Raw genomic sequence first — 15,484 nt, 5'->3', positions numbered from 1 at the left:
CTATCCTGCCACCATGCCCTCCTCCCCCCGGGCTGACTCGCCGATTGTAACGGTCGTCATCCCCGCCTTCAACGCCGAAGCTTGGCTGTCCCTCACACTGGAATCAGCCTGCTCGCAGACCTTGCGCGAAATCGAGATCCTCGTCGTGGACGATGACTCGCGCGATGGGACGGCGCGAATCGCCCTCGACTACGCCGCGCGGGATCCGCGCGTCCGTTTGATCCAGCGCGAGAACGGCGGGGTCGGCGCCGCGCGGAACTCGGGCATCCGCGAAGCACGCGGAAAATACATCGCGCCCTTGGACGCGGATGACCTCTGGTTCCCCGAAAAACTGGAAGCCCAAGTCGCCTGCATGGAGGCCGGCGGCGAGGAAATGGGCATGTCCTACTGCTGGTCGGAAAAGATCGATTCCCAAGGCCAGCGGCTTACCGATTCCTTCCCTTTCGAAATCGAGGGCCGGGCTCCCGTGCCGCTCATCCTCCGGAACTTCATCGGGAATGCCAGCGTCCCCATGTTCCGCGCCTCCGCCTTGGCCGATGTGGGCCTCTACCTCAACTGCGAGGAACAGGAAGGCTCGCAAGGCTGCGAGGACTGGGATCTCTGCATCCGCGTCGCCGAGAAATACACCATCGGCCTAGTCCGCCGTCCTCTCGTCGGCTACCGGCAGGTCGAGGCCTGCATGAGTCTGAACATCCCCTGGATGAGCCTCTCTTACGAGATCGCCATGCGCCGCGCCCGCGAGCGAAATCCCGGGATCCCGCGCGAGGTCTTCCGTTGGTCCGCCGGCAATTTCTACAGCTACCTCTGCTCGAAGTGCTTCCTCTGGACCGACTACCCCGGCTGCCTGAAATCGATGATCAAGGCGATCAGCTCCGATCCCATGCTCATCACCAACCGGCGGCTCCACCTCATGGGCTTGAAAAGCCTCGTCCGCATCATGACCGGCACCCGCGGTCGCCTCCCCGGCCCCGCTTCCCCTGACGCCCCATCCGCGCCAGCCACCCAAGGAAAAATGTCATGGTCCGACAGCATCCAGGCCAAGCGCTGGGAGAAGGCGATCGGCCAAGGATTATTCTAACACCCCACCCTTCTACCCCCCACCCCACCATGCGTCCGCTCGTCAGCGTAATGATGATCACCTACAATCACGCGCCCTACATCGCGCGCGGGATCGAAAGCGTGCTGGCGCAGAAGACGGACTTTCCCTTCGAGTTGGTCATCGGAGAGGACTGCTCGACCGATGATACGCGAGACATCGTCTTCGACTATCAGCGTCGGTTTCCGGATAAGGTGCGCGTCATCACCTCCGAACGAAATGTGGGCGCTACCCAGAATTCTGTCCGCACGCATGCCGCCTTGCGGGGCACGTACATGGCCTGGTGCGAGGGAGACGATTACTGGCATCGGGATGACAAGCTGCAGCTGCAGGCGCAGTATCTCGAGGACCATGAGGATTGCGTCCTTGTTTGCTCGGACTACGACCGCCTTTACGTGGAGACGGACGAACGGGTGACCAATTATTTTGGCACTCGCCCGAAACCGCCGGTCTCCAATCCCCGAATCGAGGATCTCCTGCACGGCCACGGAGGCATCTTGACCTGCACTGCCATGTCCCGCCTCGACCTGGTCCGGAGCATTACCGAAGCCGATCCGTTTCTGCACAAGAGTGGCCATTTCAAGATGGGCGACACCCAGCTTTGGGCCGAACTCCTGCTGCACGGTCGGGCCCACCGCTTCGAGGAATCCTTCGCCACGAGAGGCATGCTGCCCGAATCGGCCACGCGCAGCAGGGATCCAGAGAAGGAGATGCGCTTTTGGCTCTCGAATTCCGAGCTGTGTGTGTACTTATGCCGCAAACACAATCTGGGCGAGGAGTTGGTGGCCAAGTTTGAGAGGGCCATGCGCCGGCGCATCCTGCGCTTGGCCCTGTTGCGCCGCGATAACGAGATGGGAGAGTCCTTTGCCCGCGCATACAAGCCGCTTGGCCACAGCGAGAAGCTTTGGCTGGCGGCGATTCGCTACCCGGCCTTTGGGGCTGTCTTTTCGCTGGCCCGCCGGCTCAAACAACTCGGCAAGGCTGGATTGGAGTTCCAGCGTTAAGCCGACTGCCAACGCGGCAGCGCATGGTTGTTCCGCGCGAAGACGCAAGACTCGCCAAAGAAGATCAACCGGCCCGGGGGCGTAGGAGCCCCCCGATTTTATCCTTGAGTGTGGTTTCGGCCTCCAAGAAGGCGGAGAGCCGGGCCAGGCGGGCGATGAGGGTGAAGAGCAGGGCGCCTGTCGCCACCTGCACCACCAGCAGCAGAGGCATGGAGTGGAACTCCAGCAGACGCAGCATGTAGGTGCCCACTCCCATCAGCAGGGCGGTAAACAAGTAGGGAGCCATGTCGCCCAGCTGTTCGATGGAGCTGTAGCCGAGCAGAGCCTTGCTGTAGTGGGAATTGAGAAAGTAAGAGACAATGGAGATGATCACCTGCCCCGCGATCATGGCGGAGATGCCCCATCGCCAGGAGATCGCGAGATTGAGGGCGACCAGCACCTTCTTCATGATCTCCAGCCTCAGGAAAAGGTCGGAACGTCCCAAGGCTTTCAACACGTTCAGGTTCACCAAATGCAGGGGATAGAGGAGCCCGACCACGCAGAGCAGTTGGAAGTAGGGCACACAGGGCAGCCACTTGTCGGTGAGCAGCGTTACGACGAGCGGCTCCGCCACCACCGCTAGGCCGACCATGATGGGAAAATTAAGACAGCCGAGGATGGCCAAGGCTTTCTTCATCCCTTGCTTCACCCTCGGCAGGTCGTCCTGAATGGAGGAAAACAGGGGAAAGGCGACGCGGTCCACCACCATCGACAAGGTCTTGGAGGGCATTTCCTGCAGGGTGTTGGCCCGCGTGTAGAAGCCCAAGTCGGCAGCCGAGAAGACACGCCCGATAAGGAGGAGATACGCGTTCTCGAATATCGTGTTGAGCAGCTCGGAGGCCAGCATTTTGGAACCAAAGGCGAAAAGGCATCGCAGCGAGTCGAAACTGAAGGCCCAGCGGGGACGCCAGCTGTTAAATATCCACAGCAGGGCCACACGAAAGATAGCCTGGGCTAGCTGCTGGTAGGCGAGACTCCAGACGCCGAATCCGCACAGGGCCAGACTGATGCCGATGGCACCGGACGCGGCGCTGGCGATCACGGTGATCTTGGCCTGCGTCTTGAAGTCCATGGCCTTCATCATCAAGGTGCCTTGCACCAGACCGAAGGCGTTGATGACGATCAGCAGGGAAAGGACGCGCAGCAACGGCACAAGCAGAGGCTCACTGAAAAACCCCGCCACCCATGGCGCGGCCAGACAAAGCAAACCGGTTAACAAGGCACTTAGTGCGAGGTTAAAATAGAAGATGGATGAGCTGTCCAGGTCTGTGGCATCCTTCTTCCTGATCAAGGCCGAGCCGAATCCCCCCGCCACAAAGGCTTGCGACACCATGATGAACAGCGTCAGCATCCCGATCAGCCCGAACTCCTTGGGCAGCAGGAGCCGGGCTAGCGTCAAGCCAATGACGAACTGCATCAGACGCGCGCCAAGGGCGTCGATAAAGCTCCATAGGAACCCGGAGAAGGCTCGTTGCTTCAACGTAATCATGGCACGGAAGTGTGGCTTTTCCCGGTCGGCACCAAGGGTGACAACGGCACACGAACTCTGCTGCCTCGGCCGCAGAGTATTCCGGCGATATTCGAAAGATGGTCAGTGGGGGGATTCATCACGCGGCTTGTGCCAAACGGATAAGATTCGCTTGGTATTGGTGGAGGGCGGCGACGATTGCGGCGAGGTCCACCGAGCATATTTTCACTGAAGGGTGTATTGATTAAGAAAATCACGAACCCGTTCTTGCGAATTAAACATCAACACATCAATGATCGACAGGAAGGGGACGAACTCATTTGAAAACTGAGGGTATTGGATATTATCCGCTTTCAAAAATTGCAACTCGATACCATCGCCCCTGAAAGACTCTTTCGAGTAGAGCTCAACACCGCCAATTGGATTCATGTAGACTTGTGCGTTACGAGCTTTGCACAAGGCCATCACCTTTTCTTCCGAACGCAGTGCGTGATCAATCGCGAGGGACGACGACACAATTAACGGCGTAGTGATTCCAATGTGATTTTTAACCTTAACGAGCGATGACAGCAAAAACCCAAACAGATTTCGTTCTTCGCTCTGTATTATTTCTTTGATCAGCGGAAATACGCTCTCAAAATGGGGCGCCTTCCGATAGGATCCCGTGAGCCTGTTTAACAAACTTTTTTGTTCCTCCGGCCACACGTCCGCGAGATATCGATCAACCACATTCAAATAATCCGAATCTTTTTTCAAAGGAATTCCAATATATGAATCTGCACCGTTCACCAAAATCCGATTCCGGTTAATCCACCCCTTCTTGGTAAATTGAATATTATCATAGACGATAAATTCATCTACAGCATGCATCAATTGAAAGTAACCAATGTAGGGAAAAAAATAAGGCTGCATGATTGCCAGCTTCATACGCTACTTGATTACGGGCACACAAAAACATTCAGAATGAAGCCAATCTCTTCATTTGAGAACGAGTGATAACTTGGCAGCGGAGGAGGATTGGCATCTGTCAGGGGGCGGCAGGGCAGGAGTTTTACGACCGACCGCCTTGAGAGAGGCGTCGGAAAAGCGCGGGCGAGGGTGAGGGTGAGGGTGATTGGGGGAACAGCGGTTTTCAATAATCCGCCGACACAGTAGGCCCCGGGAAATGCCGTTGCCAGCCAAATGTAAAGTCCCGCGCGGCGGCCCTCTGGAATCGCCCGCCAGCGGCCCGCGATCAGGTCACCATCGCCGGATGTTCCGACGACGACTCCCGGCAGCCTCGGGAGATTCTCACCTTCCTCTAATCTGTTTCTAATCTAATTCTAATCTAATTCTAATCTGTTGTCCTGAAATAACCCGGAAATAAGTAGGGGATTCCCTTACAAGAATATTCTACAGTATATGCAGGCTGGCTGCTATTATCGCAGCCGAGCCGGGCTCTCACCCTCCGGCTCCACCCCACCCTCACCCTCCCCCTCCCGTTATGCATATCACCCATATGCCGCCTACAAAGGCGATCCCGGTCACTGAGCCGTTTTTGCCACCATTCAAAGACTACGTGCGGCGCCTCCAAGGGATTTGGGAGCGCAAGCTTCTGACCAATGATGGCCCACTGGTTCAGGAATTGGAGCAGAAGCTGCAGACCCATCATGGCTTGGGACGAATGGCGCGTTGCTTGGCCAATGGAGCTCTGGGCCTGCAAATCGCATTTAAGGCCTTGGGCGTGGCGGGAGAGGTCATCACGTCCCCTTTCTCATACGTCGCTACTGCCAGTTGCCCCCTTTGGGAAGGGTGCCGCCTGGTTTTCGCCGACATCGAGCCCGACAGCCTCACGCTCGATCCGCAGGCCATCGAAGCGGCGATCACGCCGCGTACGGAGGCGATCGTTGCCCCGCATGTTTTCGGCAATCCCTGCGACGTGGAAGCCATCGCCGCCATTGCTGCAAAGCGCGGCCTGGCGGTGATCTACGACGCTGCCCATGCCTTCGGGGTGAATTTCAAAGGGCGCAGCATCTTGGAGTGGGGCGACGTATCGATGGTCAGCTTGCATGCCACCAAGCTCTTCCACTCGGTGGAGGGTGGCTTCGTCGTGGCCCAAACGCCCGAGGTGGATGCGAAGCTCGAGTGGATGCGGCGCTTTGGTCACAACGGGCCCGGCGATTTCCATGGGGTGGGCATCAATGCCAAAATGAGCGAGTTTCACGCAGCCATGGGTCTTTGCGTTTTCGATCATCTGGACACGATCCTGAGCCTTCGGCGCTCTCGCTCGGAAGACTATGACGTTGGTTTGGCCGGCTGTCCCGGCTTGGCCGACGGTATTGCGTGGCGCACCGGTGCCTCGCGCAACTATGCCTATTACTCTGTCCTTTTTGAGTCGGAGCGCATGTTGCTGCGGGCGGTTGATCGCCTCCATAGGGCAAGCGTGTTCCCTCGCCGCTACTTCCACCCAAGCCTGGATACGGTGGCGAGCTTGGGCTCTTGGGGCGATTGCCCGGTTTCCCAAGACGTATCCAGCCGCGTGCTTTGCCTGCCGCTTTCCACCTCTATGGACGAGGATGACGTGGCCCGCGTTTGCGAGCTCATTCGGGGCTGAGTCTGCGTCCGGGTGACGACTTTGGCATTCACAGCCGAAAAGGAAAAAGCCCCCAGTGCGGGGCGGATTTCAAGGCCAACAGGAAAAGTGGAGCATAGGAGATTCGAACTCCTGACCTCTTCATTGCGAACGAAGCGCTCTACCAACTGAGCTAATGCCCCTTTCCGGTTTGGACGGTCCACGGGTTGCCAGACCGGACCGCCGGAATCAAGGGCAAATCCGAGCACGGAAAACCCCTTCGGACTCCGTACTTTCCCGGACCTGCTTCTAACACTAATAATCAAGCTTTGCCAACCGCCGCGAATTTCCCATAGTGAGGCCCATGCAATCGCGTTGGCTTTTCCTTCCCGCAGCATTCCTTTCCCTCTTCCTCGCCTCCTGCGCCAATCACGGCGGCGGCGGTGCAACCGCCGGTGGCAACCCGCAAGGCCTCGGCCCGTTTGATAGCCGCGGCAACTACGTTGAAGCTTGGGCAGACAGTCCTTCCCAATGGAAGAAAGGCTCCTCCCGCCAGATCGCCGATGCCCAGCCTGATCGCGCGGCAGCGACCAATATCCCGGTCTCTCCGGAGTTCGTGAAGGTGGAGGAAGTACCGAGCAACGCGGTACCTTACCAGCAGGGCCCAACCACCACCACGGTGGTCTACAAGAAGCCGACGAAGTCGTCGAGCAAGGTGGAAGAGTCCACTCCCGCGCGCAGGACGGTCGAGCGAACCGCACCCGAGCGCGCGGTCGCCAAGAACACCACCTCGTCGAAGAGCACTCCCAAGTCCAAGACGTCCACCAAGTCGTCTTCCTCCTCGGTCGTGAAATCCACGCCGAAGCCGAAGGTTACGGTGAAAAAGGAACTGGTGAAGTCCAAGCCCAAGGCGAAGTCCAGCACCCACACGGTGAAGTCCGGCGACAACCTCTACAACATCGCCAAGCGCTACGGCACCAGCGTGGCTGCCATCCAGAAGGCCAACGGCTCGAAGAGCGCGATGATCAAGCCCGGACAATCGCTGGTCATCCCCCGCTAATCGATCGCGTTCGCAACGCTGCCCGCTTTCACCGCAAAGCGGGCCATCCCCTCCAAGCCAGCTGACTCATTGAGCCAGCCGAGGTGAGTGGTGGTGATCCATTTCTGCGCCGCGCCGGGTAGCACCCGCAGCACGGCATTCCGGCGACCGGGATCGAGCTCGCCGAAGACGTCGTCGATCAAATAGACCGGCAGGCTGCCGCGAACCGCCGCGAGCGCCTCCCCTTGCGCGAGCTTCAGCGCGAGCGCCAGTGTCCGCTGCTGTCCTTCGCTCGCGAACTCCCCGGCGGGAAGTCCATTGATCGAAAGCAACAGGTCATCCCGGTGCGGACCGACAAAGCTCTGTCGCTGCCGTCGTTCGCGATCCCGCGCCTGCTCAAGCGCGAGCCGTAGATCATGTCCGCCCGCCGGACGGTATTCCAAGCCGAGCAGCTCTTCCTTCCCGCTCACCTCCCGCTGCGAATCCGCCGCGCGAGGCGAAATGAGTTCCACCAGCCGCGTCCGGGCCTCCACCAGCAGCGTGCCCTCCGAAATCATCACTTCCTCATAGGACCGGAGTTCCTCCTCCCGCGGCCGCAGATCCTTCAGCAGGAGATTCTTCGCCTTCAAGGCACGCCGGTAGCGGGCCAAGGCCGTCCGATACCCCGGCTCCACCTGCGAGCCGATGAAATCCAGATAGTGCCGCCGCGTCTCCGCCGCGCCTCTGACCAGTTCGAGGTCCTCATTCCCCATCCATACGATCAGCCCGCCGTCCGACAAATAACTGCCAGCTCCCTCCCGCGGCTCGCCATCCACCGCCAGCTCGAACGCCCGCTGCCACCGCACCCGCCGCTCCTGCCCCCAAGCCTCTCCCGCAATCCCGAAGCCCCCCGCCCCGCCCATCCGGCACATCGCCGGCACCTTCCGCGTCCGCGGCGAATGCAGCCGCACCAGCACGCAGACCGCCTCCAGAATCGAGGTCTTCCCCTGCGCATTGTCCCCCGTGAATACCGCCCCGCCCTCCGGGATCTCCAGCCCCAGGCCGGAAAAGCAGCGGAAATCAACGGCGCGCAGCGTGCGGATCACGACAAGAGCTAGCCGGGAGACCCCTGAAACCGGCAAGGGTAAAGACCCGCTTCTGCCCTTGAAATGCAGGATTGCCCATGCATCCTCCCCGCCCGCTCATGGCAGGTCCTCGTTTCCAAGCACTTCCCGGTTTCCGCGACTTTCTCCCGAAAGACACCGCGGCGAGGAACTATTTGTTTGAGACCTGGCGCTCGGTCGCACGCCGCTACGGCTTCGTGGAATACGAAACGCCGCTTCTCGAGGACACCGCCCTTTACATGAAGAAAGCAGGCGGCGAACTGAACTCGCAGCTCTTTCGCTTCGAGGACCAAGGCGGCCGCGACGTGACGCTTCGTCCCGAAGTAACAGCCTCGCTGGCGCGCTTGGTTGCCCAACATCAACGCGATTTCCCGAAGCCGCTCAAGTGGTTCGAAATCGGCCAATGCTTCCGCTACGAGAAGCCGCAGAAGGGCCGCGGCCGTGAGTTCTTCCAATTCAACGTCGACATCCTCGGCGAAGCCGGCCCCCAGGCCGATGCCGAACTGATCGCACTCGCAATCGACACCATGCTCGCCTTCGGCTTCCAGCCGGGCGACTTCATCGTGCGCGTCTCCGACCGTCAGGCTTGGCTCGATTTCGCGTCGCAACGCGGCGTCAAGGAAGAGAGCATCCCGGATTTCCTCCAGATCATCGACAAGCTGGAGCGCGAGAAGCCGGAAGTGACCGAGCAGAAGCTGTCTGCCCTCGGCCTCAGTGCCTCTGAGGTGAATGCCTTCATTGCCAACCCCGAGAACGCCTCCGCTGCTTTCGAAACTATCCGCGCCGAGCTCACCGCTCGCGGTCTCGGCGACTACCTCTCACTCGATCTCTCTATCGTCCGCGGTCTCGCCTACTACACCGGCGTCGTCTTCGAAGTCTTCGACTCGAAGAAAAGTATGCGCGCCGTCGCTGGTGGCGGTCGCTACGACACTCTGGTCGGCATCATTTCTGATGGCGGCATCTCCATGCCCGCGACCGGTTTCGCGATGGGCGACTACGTCATCCGCAACCTGATCGAGGAAACCCCGCATGCCGAGTTGAACATGGCCGCATGGCTGCAGCGCAATGCCGCCGCCTGCGAGATCTACCTCGTGCTCGCCGACGACTCGAAGCGCCCCGCCGCGCTCGAAATCCTCAGCGACCTCCGCAATGCTGGCATCTCCTGCGATCTCCCCTTCTCCGCCGCCAAGGTGAACAAGCAGTTCCAGAACGCCGAGCGCAGCGGAGCCCGCTTCGCCCTCGTCATCGGCAGCGAACTGCCCGAGCTCAAGCTCAAGGCCCTCTCCTCCCGCGGCGAGGAAACCTGCCATGTCCTCGGCCTCGCCGACTGGCTCACCGAACGCCTCAAGCAACCCGACGGCCCGCTCCTCGCCTAACCTTTTCAGCCTTTCCGATCTCCGATCACCTTCCACTTTTCCGACCATGCGCACGCACCATTGCAACGAACTCCGCTCCTCCCACATCGGTGAAACCGCCACATTGATTGGCTGGGTGAATACCGTGCGAGATCAGGGCGGCGTCATCTTCGTTGACCTTCGCGACCGCGAGGGCGTGACCCAGTGTGTCTTCCGCCCCGAGGAAAGTCCCGAAGCCGCCGCCGCCAGCCACAAGCTCCGCGGCGAAGACGTCGTGCAAGTCGTCGGCAAGGTCGCCAAGCGCCTCGAAGGCACCACCAACGACAAGCTCGGCACCGGCGAAATCGAAATCGTCGCCTCCAGCCTCATCATCGTGAACAAGGCCGATGTCCTCCCCTTCCAGCTGGATAAGGAGTTGTCGAACGAGGACCTTCGCATGCGCTACCGTTACCTGGACATCCGCCGCGCGCGCATGACCCAGAACCTGCGCACGCGCCACCGCGTGACCAAGTCCACCCGCGACTTCCTCGATGAGCAGGGCTTCTGCGAGATCGAGACGCCAATCCTTTCCAAGTCCACGCCGGAAGGTGCTCGCGACTTCCTCGTGCCATCCCGCCTCCAACCCGGCTCCTTCTACGCGCTGCCGCAAGCCCCGCAGCAATACAAGCAGCTCCTCATGGTCGGCGGCATGGAAAAGTATTTCCAGATCGCCAAGTGCTTCCGTGACGAGGACCTGCGCGCCGACCGCCAGCCGGAGTTCACCCAGATCGACATCGAGGCCTCCTTCGTTGAGCAGGAAGACATCATCAAACTCGTCGAAGGTCTTCTTGGCCGGGTCTTCAAGGAAGCCCGGGGCGCGAACATCCCGGCGAGCTTCGACCGCATCACGTGGCGCGAGGCGATGGACGTCTATGGCTCCGACAAGCCGGACCGCCGCTTCGGCATGACCTTTGTCGACCTCACCGAAGAGCTGAAGGACTGCGAATTCCGTGTCTTCTCCGGTGCCGTCGCCGCTGGTGGCGTCGTGAAAGCGATCAATGCCAAGGGCTTCGCCGACATCTCCACCGGTCAGATCGACAAGCTGACCAAGCTCGCGCAAACCGCCGGAGCCAAAGGCCTCGCCTACATCCAGGCACGCGGTGATGACCGCGAATCCTGGCGCTCGCCTTTCGTGAAGCGCATGACGGATGCAGAAGTCGAGGCGCTGCGCAGCAAGCTCAACATCCAGGCAGGAGACCTGATCCTCTTCGCAGCCGACCAGTGGGAGCCCGCCTGCGACGTGCTCGGCCGCGTCCGCTTGCAATGCGCGGACATGCAGAACCTTCTCGAAGGAAACGAGGAGCTGAACTTCCTCTGGGTGACCGAGTTCCCGCTGCTGGCCTTCGATGAAGAGACCAGCCGCTACGTTGCCGTGCACCACCCATTCACCCGTCCGCTCAAGGAAGACGAGGAGAAGCTGCTGAAGGGCGAGCTTTCCACGGACCTCCGCGCACAGGCCTATGACGTGGTCCTGAATGGCACCGAACTCGGCGGTGGCTCCATCCGGATCCACGAAGCTCCGCTTCAGGCCGCGATGTTCAAGGCGCTCGGCATCTCCGACGAAACCGCCGCAGAAGAATTCGGCCATATCCTTGATGCCTTCCGCTTCGGAGCCCCGCCGCACGGCGGCCTCGCCCTCGGCCTGGACCGCACCGTCATGCTGATCTGCAACGAACAGTCGATCCGCGAAGTCATCGCTTTCCCGAAGAACAACAAGGGCAGCGACCTCATGAGCCAATCGCCCGCCGAGGTCGATCCCAAGCAGCTCCGCGACCTGCGCATCCAGACCGTCAAGAAGCCCGGCGGCACCCAACCCGGCAACGCACCCGCTGCCGCGGCGCAGGGATAAGGCATTTCGTTTCCTCACCAATGCCAGCCCTGCCACCGCGGGGCTGGCATTTTTTTTGTCCTCTGATCCGCCTCCACCACCATGATTCTGCTCTTCCCCTGCGAACCGTTTTCGCCCCGAAGAATCGATCCCGACTTCGTGACCGAATATGAAGCCGCACGTTCGGTGGGCTTCGCGTGTTTCGCATACTCCCACGAGGATCTCGAAGTCGGCGACATCGCCACTTGCCTGAAGATACTGCCTGACCCCGGGGAAGACCGGCAGGTGCTGGTGCGCGGATGGATGGTTCCCGGTGAAACCTATCGGAAGCTTCACGACGGGCTCTCTGACCGCGGCTTCACTCCGATCACCTCGCCCGATGCCTATGACGAGGCGCACTACCTTCCCCTCGCCTACCAGCATACCGAAGGACACACCTCGCGAAGCGCGTGGATCGAAGGCGACTCACCGGATGATGCATGGGACCTCTATCAGTCCTTCCGGCATGCTGATGCCATTATCAAGGATTGGGTGAAATCCGCGAAGTCTCGCTGGAAGGACGGCTGCTACATTCCCGCCAGCACTTCCGAAGAACGTTTCCGGGAGATCTTCAAAGTATTCCGGCATGAGCGCGGCAAGCTCTTCAACCGCGGCGTGGTCTTGCGGGAGTTCCTTCCCATCGTGGAGCGCGGCAGCGACATCCGCGGCCTCCCCTTGGTAGAGGAAACCCGGCTCTTCTTTTGGCAGGGAGAAGTCCTCGTGCTGCCGGACGAGCGCTCGCCGAGTCCTCTCGACGAGATAGGCCGCTGGAAAGAGATTGCAACAAGGTTCCGGTCATCCTTTCTCACCATCGACGTCGCCCTGTTAGAAGATGGAAGCTGGCGAATCGTCGAAACCGGCGATGGCCAAGTCTCCGGCTTGCCTGTCGGCCTGGATCCCACGCGCTTCTACGCCTCGCTCTGGAACAAGAGCTTCGGCGGCTAGAAGTCATGTTTCTCAACAGCCGGATTCCGTTACAAATGACCGGCTCTTTAGGACCATCTTTCGTTGGAATGAGCCGGATTCGCGTCGATGTTCTAATCAAACAATTGCCGCTTTCTTATGACCACCATGCCCGCAGAATACCTCTCGACCGTCTTCCTCCTCGGAATCCGGCCGATGCCTTTGCCAAGGAAGTTCGCCATCATCACCGGCTGGAATCCAATGGATCGCCCCACCAGTGCCGCCCAAAACCTCCTCGAAGACGAGGCACTGCGCCGGACATTGGAATTGAAGGCTCTTCCCTACTTCCGGGCCACCGGCTGCTCGCCGGACCGTTCCCATCGCGAACCCGGCTGGGGCGTGGAAATAGCGAAGGAGGACGCCATCACCCTCGGCCGTCGCTTCGGCCAACGGGCGATCTGGTGGATCGAAAACGGTAATCTGACGCTGATCGGCTGCGACGACAGCGAGGAAATACCGGTTGGCAAATTCGACCTGAGGATCGTCGCAGAAGGCTAACAGAATCTTCGCGCCGCCATAAAGACATCCGCACTTCAGTGCGCGCCGGCCTTCTTCAATTCCTCCACCGCTTCATCCAACCGCTTGCGAGTCGCCACAAGCTGGCCGTTGATTTCCTTGATCTTCGAATCCCGCTCGGCAAGGGCCGCATCGCGCTTCTGGAGTGCCTCGTCGCGCTCCTTCACCGCCTGTTCCCACGTCACGATCTTGGCCTTCGCCTCCTCGAGGCCGGCGGCAAACTTGCCGATCTCTTCGTTCTTCGCTGCCAAGTCCTTTTCCGCGACATCCGCCGCTTGGCGGATCGAGTCCACGGAGTCCTTTAATCCTTGGATATCGGACTGAAGCTCGCTGGCGTGCTTTTCGGCTTCAAAACGCGCATTCTTCTCGAGGATCTCGCGCGTCTTCGCCTGATGCAGTTCATCGCCGAGAGCTCGCCCGTCAAACCATTGGAACAGAATGAAACCGACGAGCACGATGCAGCCGACGGCGTTGACGATAGGAAGCACTTTCGGATTCACGGTGCCTGAAGCTTCGTTTCAAAGCTGACTTTCTCCACCCCGGCAGCCCGCGCGGCGTCGATTACCGACATCACCGCCTGGGTGCGGCTATCCTGGTCAGGAGCGATCAGCACCTTGGTGTCTTCCGTCGGTTTCATTGCCAGCAGACGCTCGGTGATCTCCGTGGGCGTGACGATCTTCGCATCCCATGTGATCACGCCGTGGGCATCCACGGCGAGGTGGATCGGCGGAGTCTTGTTATCGGCCATGGCGGTCTTGGCGGCCGGCAGCTTGAGATTCACCCGGTGGATGCTCGTCATGCTCAGGCTAACCATCATGAAGCTGGCTAGCAGGAAGAACATGATGTCGATCAGCGGCACGATTTCGATCCGCGCATCTTCCTCGTGGTCTTCGCCACCGCTCGACTGGAGTTTGACCGGCATCGGCTCTCAGCGCTTGAGATGGCGTTCCACGGCGTAGGCCTCGATATCGTGGCCGTGCGCCTTGGCGGACTGCACCAGCAGCTCGGCGTGGTTGATCCAGTTTTCGAAAGCCCCGCGGAAGGCGGACACCCGCTTGCGGAAGAAATTGTAAGGCAGCAGGCAGCCGATCGCGATGGCAAGGCCCCATGACGTGGCGATCAGCGCTTCACCGATACCACCGGTGATCGAACTCACTTGAAGAGCATCGTCCCCCAACTTCGCGAAGGATCCCATCAGGCCAACCACGGTGCCGAGCAGTCCCAGCAGTGGCGCCAAGGTAATGATGGTGCCGAGGACCCACATGCGGGCCTCCGAGCGCTCGATCCACTTGGTCGCGTGCAGGTGCATCGCCGCGAGCATCGAGGTATGGGCGTGGGAGATACCCTCGTTGAGATTGTGGAGGAATGGATCCTGCATCTGCTGGCCGAGCTGCCATGCCACGCCGAAATTCCCGGTGCCAAGGGCTTCACGGGCCTGCTCCTGCGCATCAGGGCGAATGGAGCGCTTGAGGGAAATCCACCAGTAGGTGCGCTCTAACAAAACACACAGGGCCAGGAAGAAGGTGGCCGCCACCGGCCACATGATCCAGCCTCCATGCTCGAAGGTCTTCAGGACAACGTTCGCGACTAACATCTATCAGTTCAGTTGGAAAACAATCGGCCGGGAAGCACTTGCCCGCGGACCGGGCTTGAATTTCCAGCGGCGCACGGTGCGCAGGGCTTCATCATTCAGCGCCGAATAGGCGCACCCGCTCGCAACACTGGCGCTGACGACATAGCCGCGCTCGTCCACCGTGAAATTCACCACCACGCGACCCTGCTGGCCGGATTGGCGACAGGAGGAGGGATAGTTCGGCTTCGGCATGCTTCCGCCGACCCAGCGGCTCGCACCGGCCGGGCTATCGCCGGAACCTTTCGCAGTCCCGTTTCCCGTCCCAGTACCTTGGCCGCTCTCGCCGGTGGTCGATTTCTGACCCGCCGTGCTGCGGTTCGAGGACGTCTTCGGCCGGGCGGCTGGCTTTGCGACAGGTGCCTTCGGCTTTTCAGTGCCATCCGGGCTGGTGACCTGAGGCAGATCGGGAACGTCCGGCAGCGGCTCGAGGTCGGCGATCTCCGGCACCTCGGGCATTTCCGGAATCTCCGGCACTTCGGGGACCTCGGGAACGGCAGCTTCCTCCGTCACCGCATCATTGGTTGCCTCCGAGGCGGCCGGCGGGGCGGACCCCATCGCCATCGGGGTGATCACCACCTCGGTTTCCTTCGGCTTGTCAGCCAGCAGGTCGGGAAGCCGGTCCACGACTTTCACCACGCAGGCGACAGAACTCGCCCCGGCCACCGTCAGCCAAGTGGCGAGGGTTCCGATATTGAGGGCGTAAAGAAGAGGGCTCACGGCAATGCTTAATGAGAATCAGTCGCAAGAGGAGTTGAACCCCTCCCCCCACGAGTGTCAAACGTGAACGTGCGAAAACTTTTTGAAGAATCCG

Annotated in this window: 15 protein-coding genes and 1 tRNA gene; 8 read left to right on the top strand and 8 right to left on the bottom strand. The window is 60.4% G+C overall.

Annotated elements, in window-relative coordinates; all coding sequences use genetic code 11:
* Positions 1 to 13: 13 nt before the first annotated feature.
* Both WKV53_RS26305 and WKV53_RS26300 read left to right on the top strand, forming a co-directional pair.
* Positions 14 to 1,078, top strand: coding sequence for a glycosyltransferase family 2 protein (locus WKV53_RS26305; RefSeq protein ID WP_341407821.1), 1,065 nt, complete (start codon positions 14 to 16; stop codon positions 1,076 to 1,078).
* A gap of 29 nt (positions 1,079 to 1,107) precedes the next feature.
* Positions 1,108 to 2,100, top strand: a complete 993-nt coding sequence (locus WKV53_RS26300) for a glycosyltransferase (RefSeq protein ID WP_341407820.1) — start codon at positions 1,108 to 1,110, stop codon at positions 2,098 to 2,100.
* A 64-nt stretch (positions 2,101 to 2,164) separates the two neighbouring features.
* Here WKV53_RS26300 and WKV53_RS26295 read toward each other — a convergent pair whose 3' ends face one another.
* Together WKV53_RS26295 and WKV53_RS26290 are read right to left on the bottom strand one after the other, a co-directional pair.
* Positions 2,165 to 3,628 carry a lipopolysaccharide biosynthesis protein gene (locus WKV53_RS26295; protein WP_341407819.1) on the bottom strand — a complete coding sequence of 488 codons (1,464 nt, stop codon included), beginning with the start codon at positions 3,626 to 3,628 and terminating at the stop codon, positions 2,165 to 2,167.
* Positions 3,629 to 3,832: 204 nt separating this feature from the next.
* Entirely contained in the window at positions 3,833 to 4,534 is a 702-nt protein-coding gene (locus WKV53_RS26290) for a WbqC family protein (protein WP_341407818.1), read from the bottom strand.
* A 556-nt stretch (positions 4,535 to 5,090) separates the two neighbouring features.
* Between WKV53_RS26290 and WKV53_RS26285 the strand changes: the two genes are divergently transcribed.
* Positions 5,091 to 6,200, top strand: coding sequence for a DegT/DnrJ/EryC1/StrS family aminotransferase (locus tag WKV53_RS26285; RefSeq protein WP_341407817.1), 1,110 nt, complete (start codon positions 5,091 to 5,093; stop codon positions 6,198 to 6,200).
* A gap of 88 nt (positions 6,201 to 6,288) precedes the next feature.
* Here WKV53_RS26285 and WKV53_RS26280 read toward each other — a convergent pair.
* Positions 6,289 to 6,361: transfer RNA gene (locus WKV53_RS26280), tRNA-Ala, on the bottom strand.
* A 161-nt stretch (positions 6,362 to 6,522) separates the two neighbouring features.
* Between WKV53_RS26280 and WKV53_RS26275 the strand changes: the two genes are divergently transcribed.
* The gene (locus tag WKV53_RS26275) at positions 6,523 to 7,218 is read left to right on the top strand and encodes a LysM peptidoglycan-binding domain-containing protein (protein ID WP_341407816.1); all 696 of its coding nucleotides are present in this window, start codon (positions 6,523 to 6,525) and stop codon (positions 7,216 to 7,218) included.
* Here the strand turns inward: WKV53_RS26275 and recF are convergent.
* On the bottom strand, positions 7,215 to 8,282 hold the full coding sequence (recF, locus tag WKV53_RS26270; RefSeq protein WP_341407815.1) for a DNA replication/repair protein RecF: 1,068 nt from the start codon (positions 8,280 to 8,282) through the stop codon (positions 7,215 to 7,217). The two genes, WKV53_RS26275 and recF, sit on opposite strands and share 4 nt — an antisense overlap.
* Positions 8,283 to 8,380: 98 nt before the next feature.
* On the opposite strand from recF, the gene hisS reads away from it, so the two are divergent.
* From hisS to WKV53_RS26250, 4 genes are all read left to right on the top strand, one after another.
* Positions 8,381 to 9,676 (top strand): histidine--tRNA ligase, encoded by a 1,296-nt coding sequence (gene hisS / locus WKV53_RS26265; protein ID WP_341407814.1) that lies wholly within the window; start codon positions 8,381 to 8,383, stop codon positions 9,674 to 9,676.
* A gap of 46 nt (positions 9,677 to 9,722) precedes the next feature.
* Entirely contained in the window at positions 9,723 to 11,543 is a 1,821-nt protein-coding gene (gene aspS / locus WKV53_RS26260) for an aspartate--tRNA ligase (protein WP_341407813.1), read from the top strand.
* 81 nt (positions 11,544 to 11,624) lie between these two features.
* Positions 11,625 to 12,506: an ATP-grasp domain-containing protein gene (locus WKV53_RS26255; RefSeq protein ID WP_341407812.1), complete on the top strand. Its 882-nt coding sequence runs from the start codon at positions 11,625 to 11,627 to the stop codon at positions 12,504 to 12,506.
* A 126-nt stretch (positions 12,507 to 12,632) separates the two neighbouring features.
* Positions 12,633 to 13,022 carry a DUF3293 domain-containing protein gene (locus WKV53_RS26250; protein WP_341407811.1) on the top strand — a complete coding sequence of 130 codons (390 nt, stop codon included), beginning with the start codon at positions 12,633 to 12,635 and terminating at the stop codon, positions 13,020 to 13,022.
* A gap of 35 nt (positions 13,023 to 13,057) precedes the next feature.
* Here WKV53_RS26250 and WKV53_RS26245 read toward each other — a convergent pair whose 3' ends face one another.
* The 4 genes from WKV53_RS26245 to WKV53_RS26230 are packed head-to-tail and all read right to left on the bottom strand — an operon-like array spanning position 13,058 to position 15,390.
* On the bottom strand, positions 13,058 to 13,540 hold the full coding sequence (locus WKV53_RS26245; RefSeq protein ID WP_341407810.1) for a hypothetical protein: 483 nt from the start codon (positions 13,538 to 13,540) through the stop codon (positions 13,058 to 13,060).
* Positions 13,537 to 13,962, bottom strand: a complete 426-nt coding sequence (locus tag WKV53_RS26240) for an ExbD/TolR family protein (protein WP_341407809.1) — start codon at positions 13,960 to 13,962, stop codon at positions 13,537 to 13,539. Before WKV53_RS26240 ends, WKV53_RS26245 begins: the two co-directional genes overlap by 4 nt.
* Before the next feature lie 6 nt (positions 13,963 to 13,968).
* Positions 13,969 to 14,634, bottom strand: a complete 666-nt coding sequence (locus WKV53_RS26235; RefSeq protein ID WP_341407808.1) for a MotA/TolQ/ExbB proton channel family protein — start codon at positions 14,632 to 14,634, stop codon at positions 13,969 to 13,971.
* Between the two features lie 3 nt (positions 14,635 to 14,637).
* Entirely contained in the window at positions 14,638 to 15,390 is a 753-nt protein-coding gene (locus tag WKV53_RS26230) for an energy transducer TonB (protein ID WP_341407807.1), read from the bottom strand.
* Positions 15,391 to 15,484: the final 94 nt, after the last annotated feature.

Source organism: Luteolibacter sp. Y139, assembly GCF_038066715.1.
Classification (GTDB): domain Bacteria; phylum Verrucomicrobiota; class Verrucomicrobiia; order Verrucomicrobiales; family Akkermansiaceae; genus Haloferula; species Haloferula soli.
The sequence above is the reverse complement of the archived record's forward strand: the minus strand, read 5'-3'. Positions and strand labels throughout refer to the sequence as shown.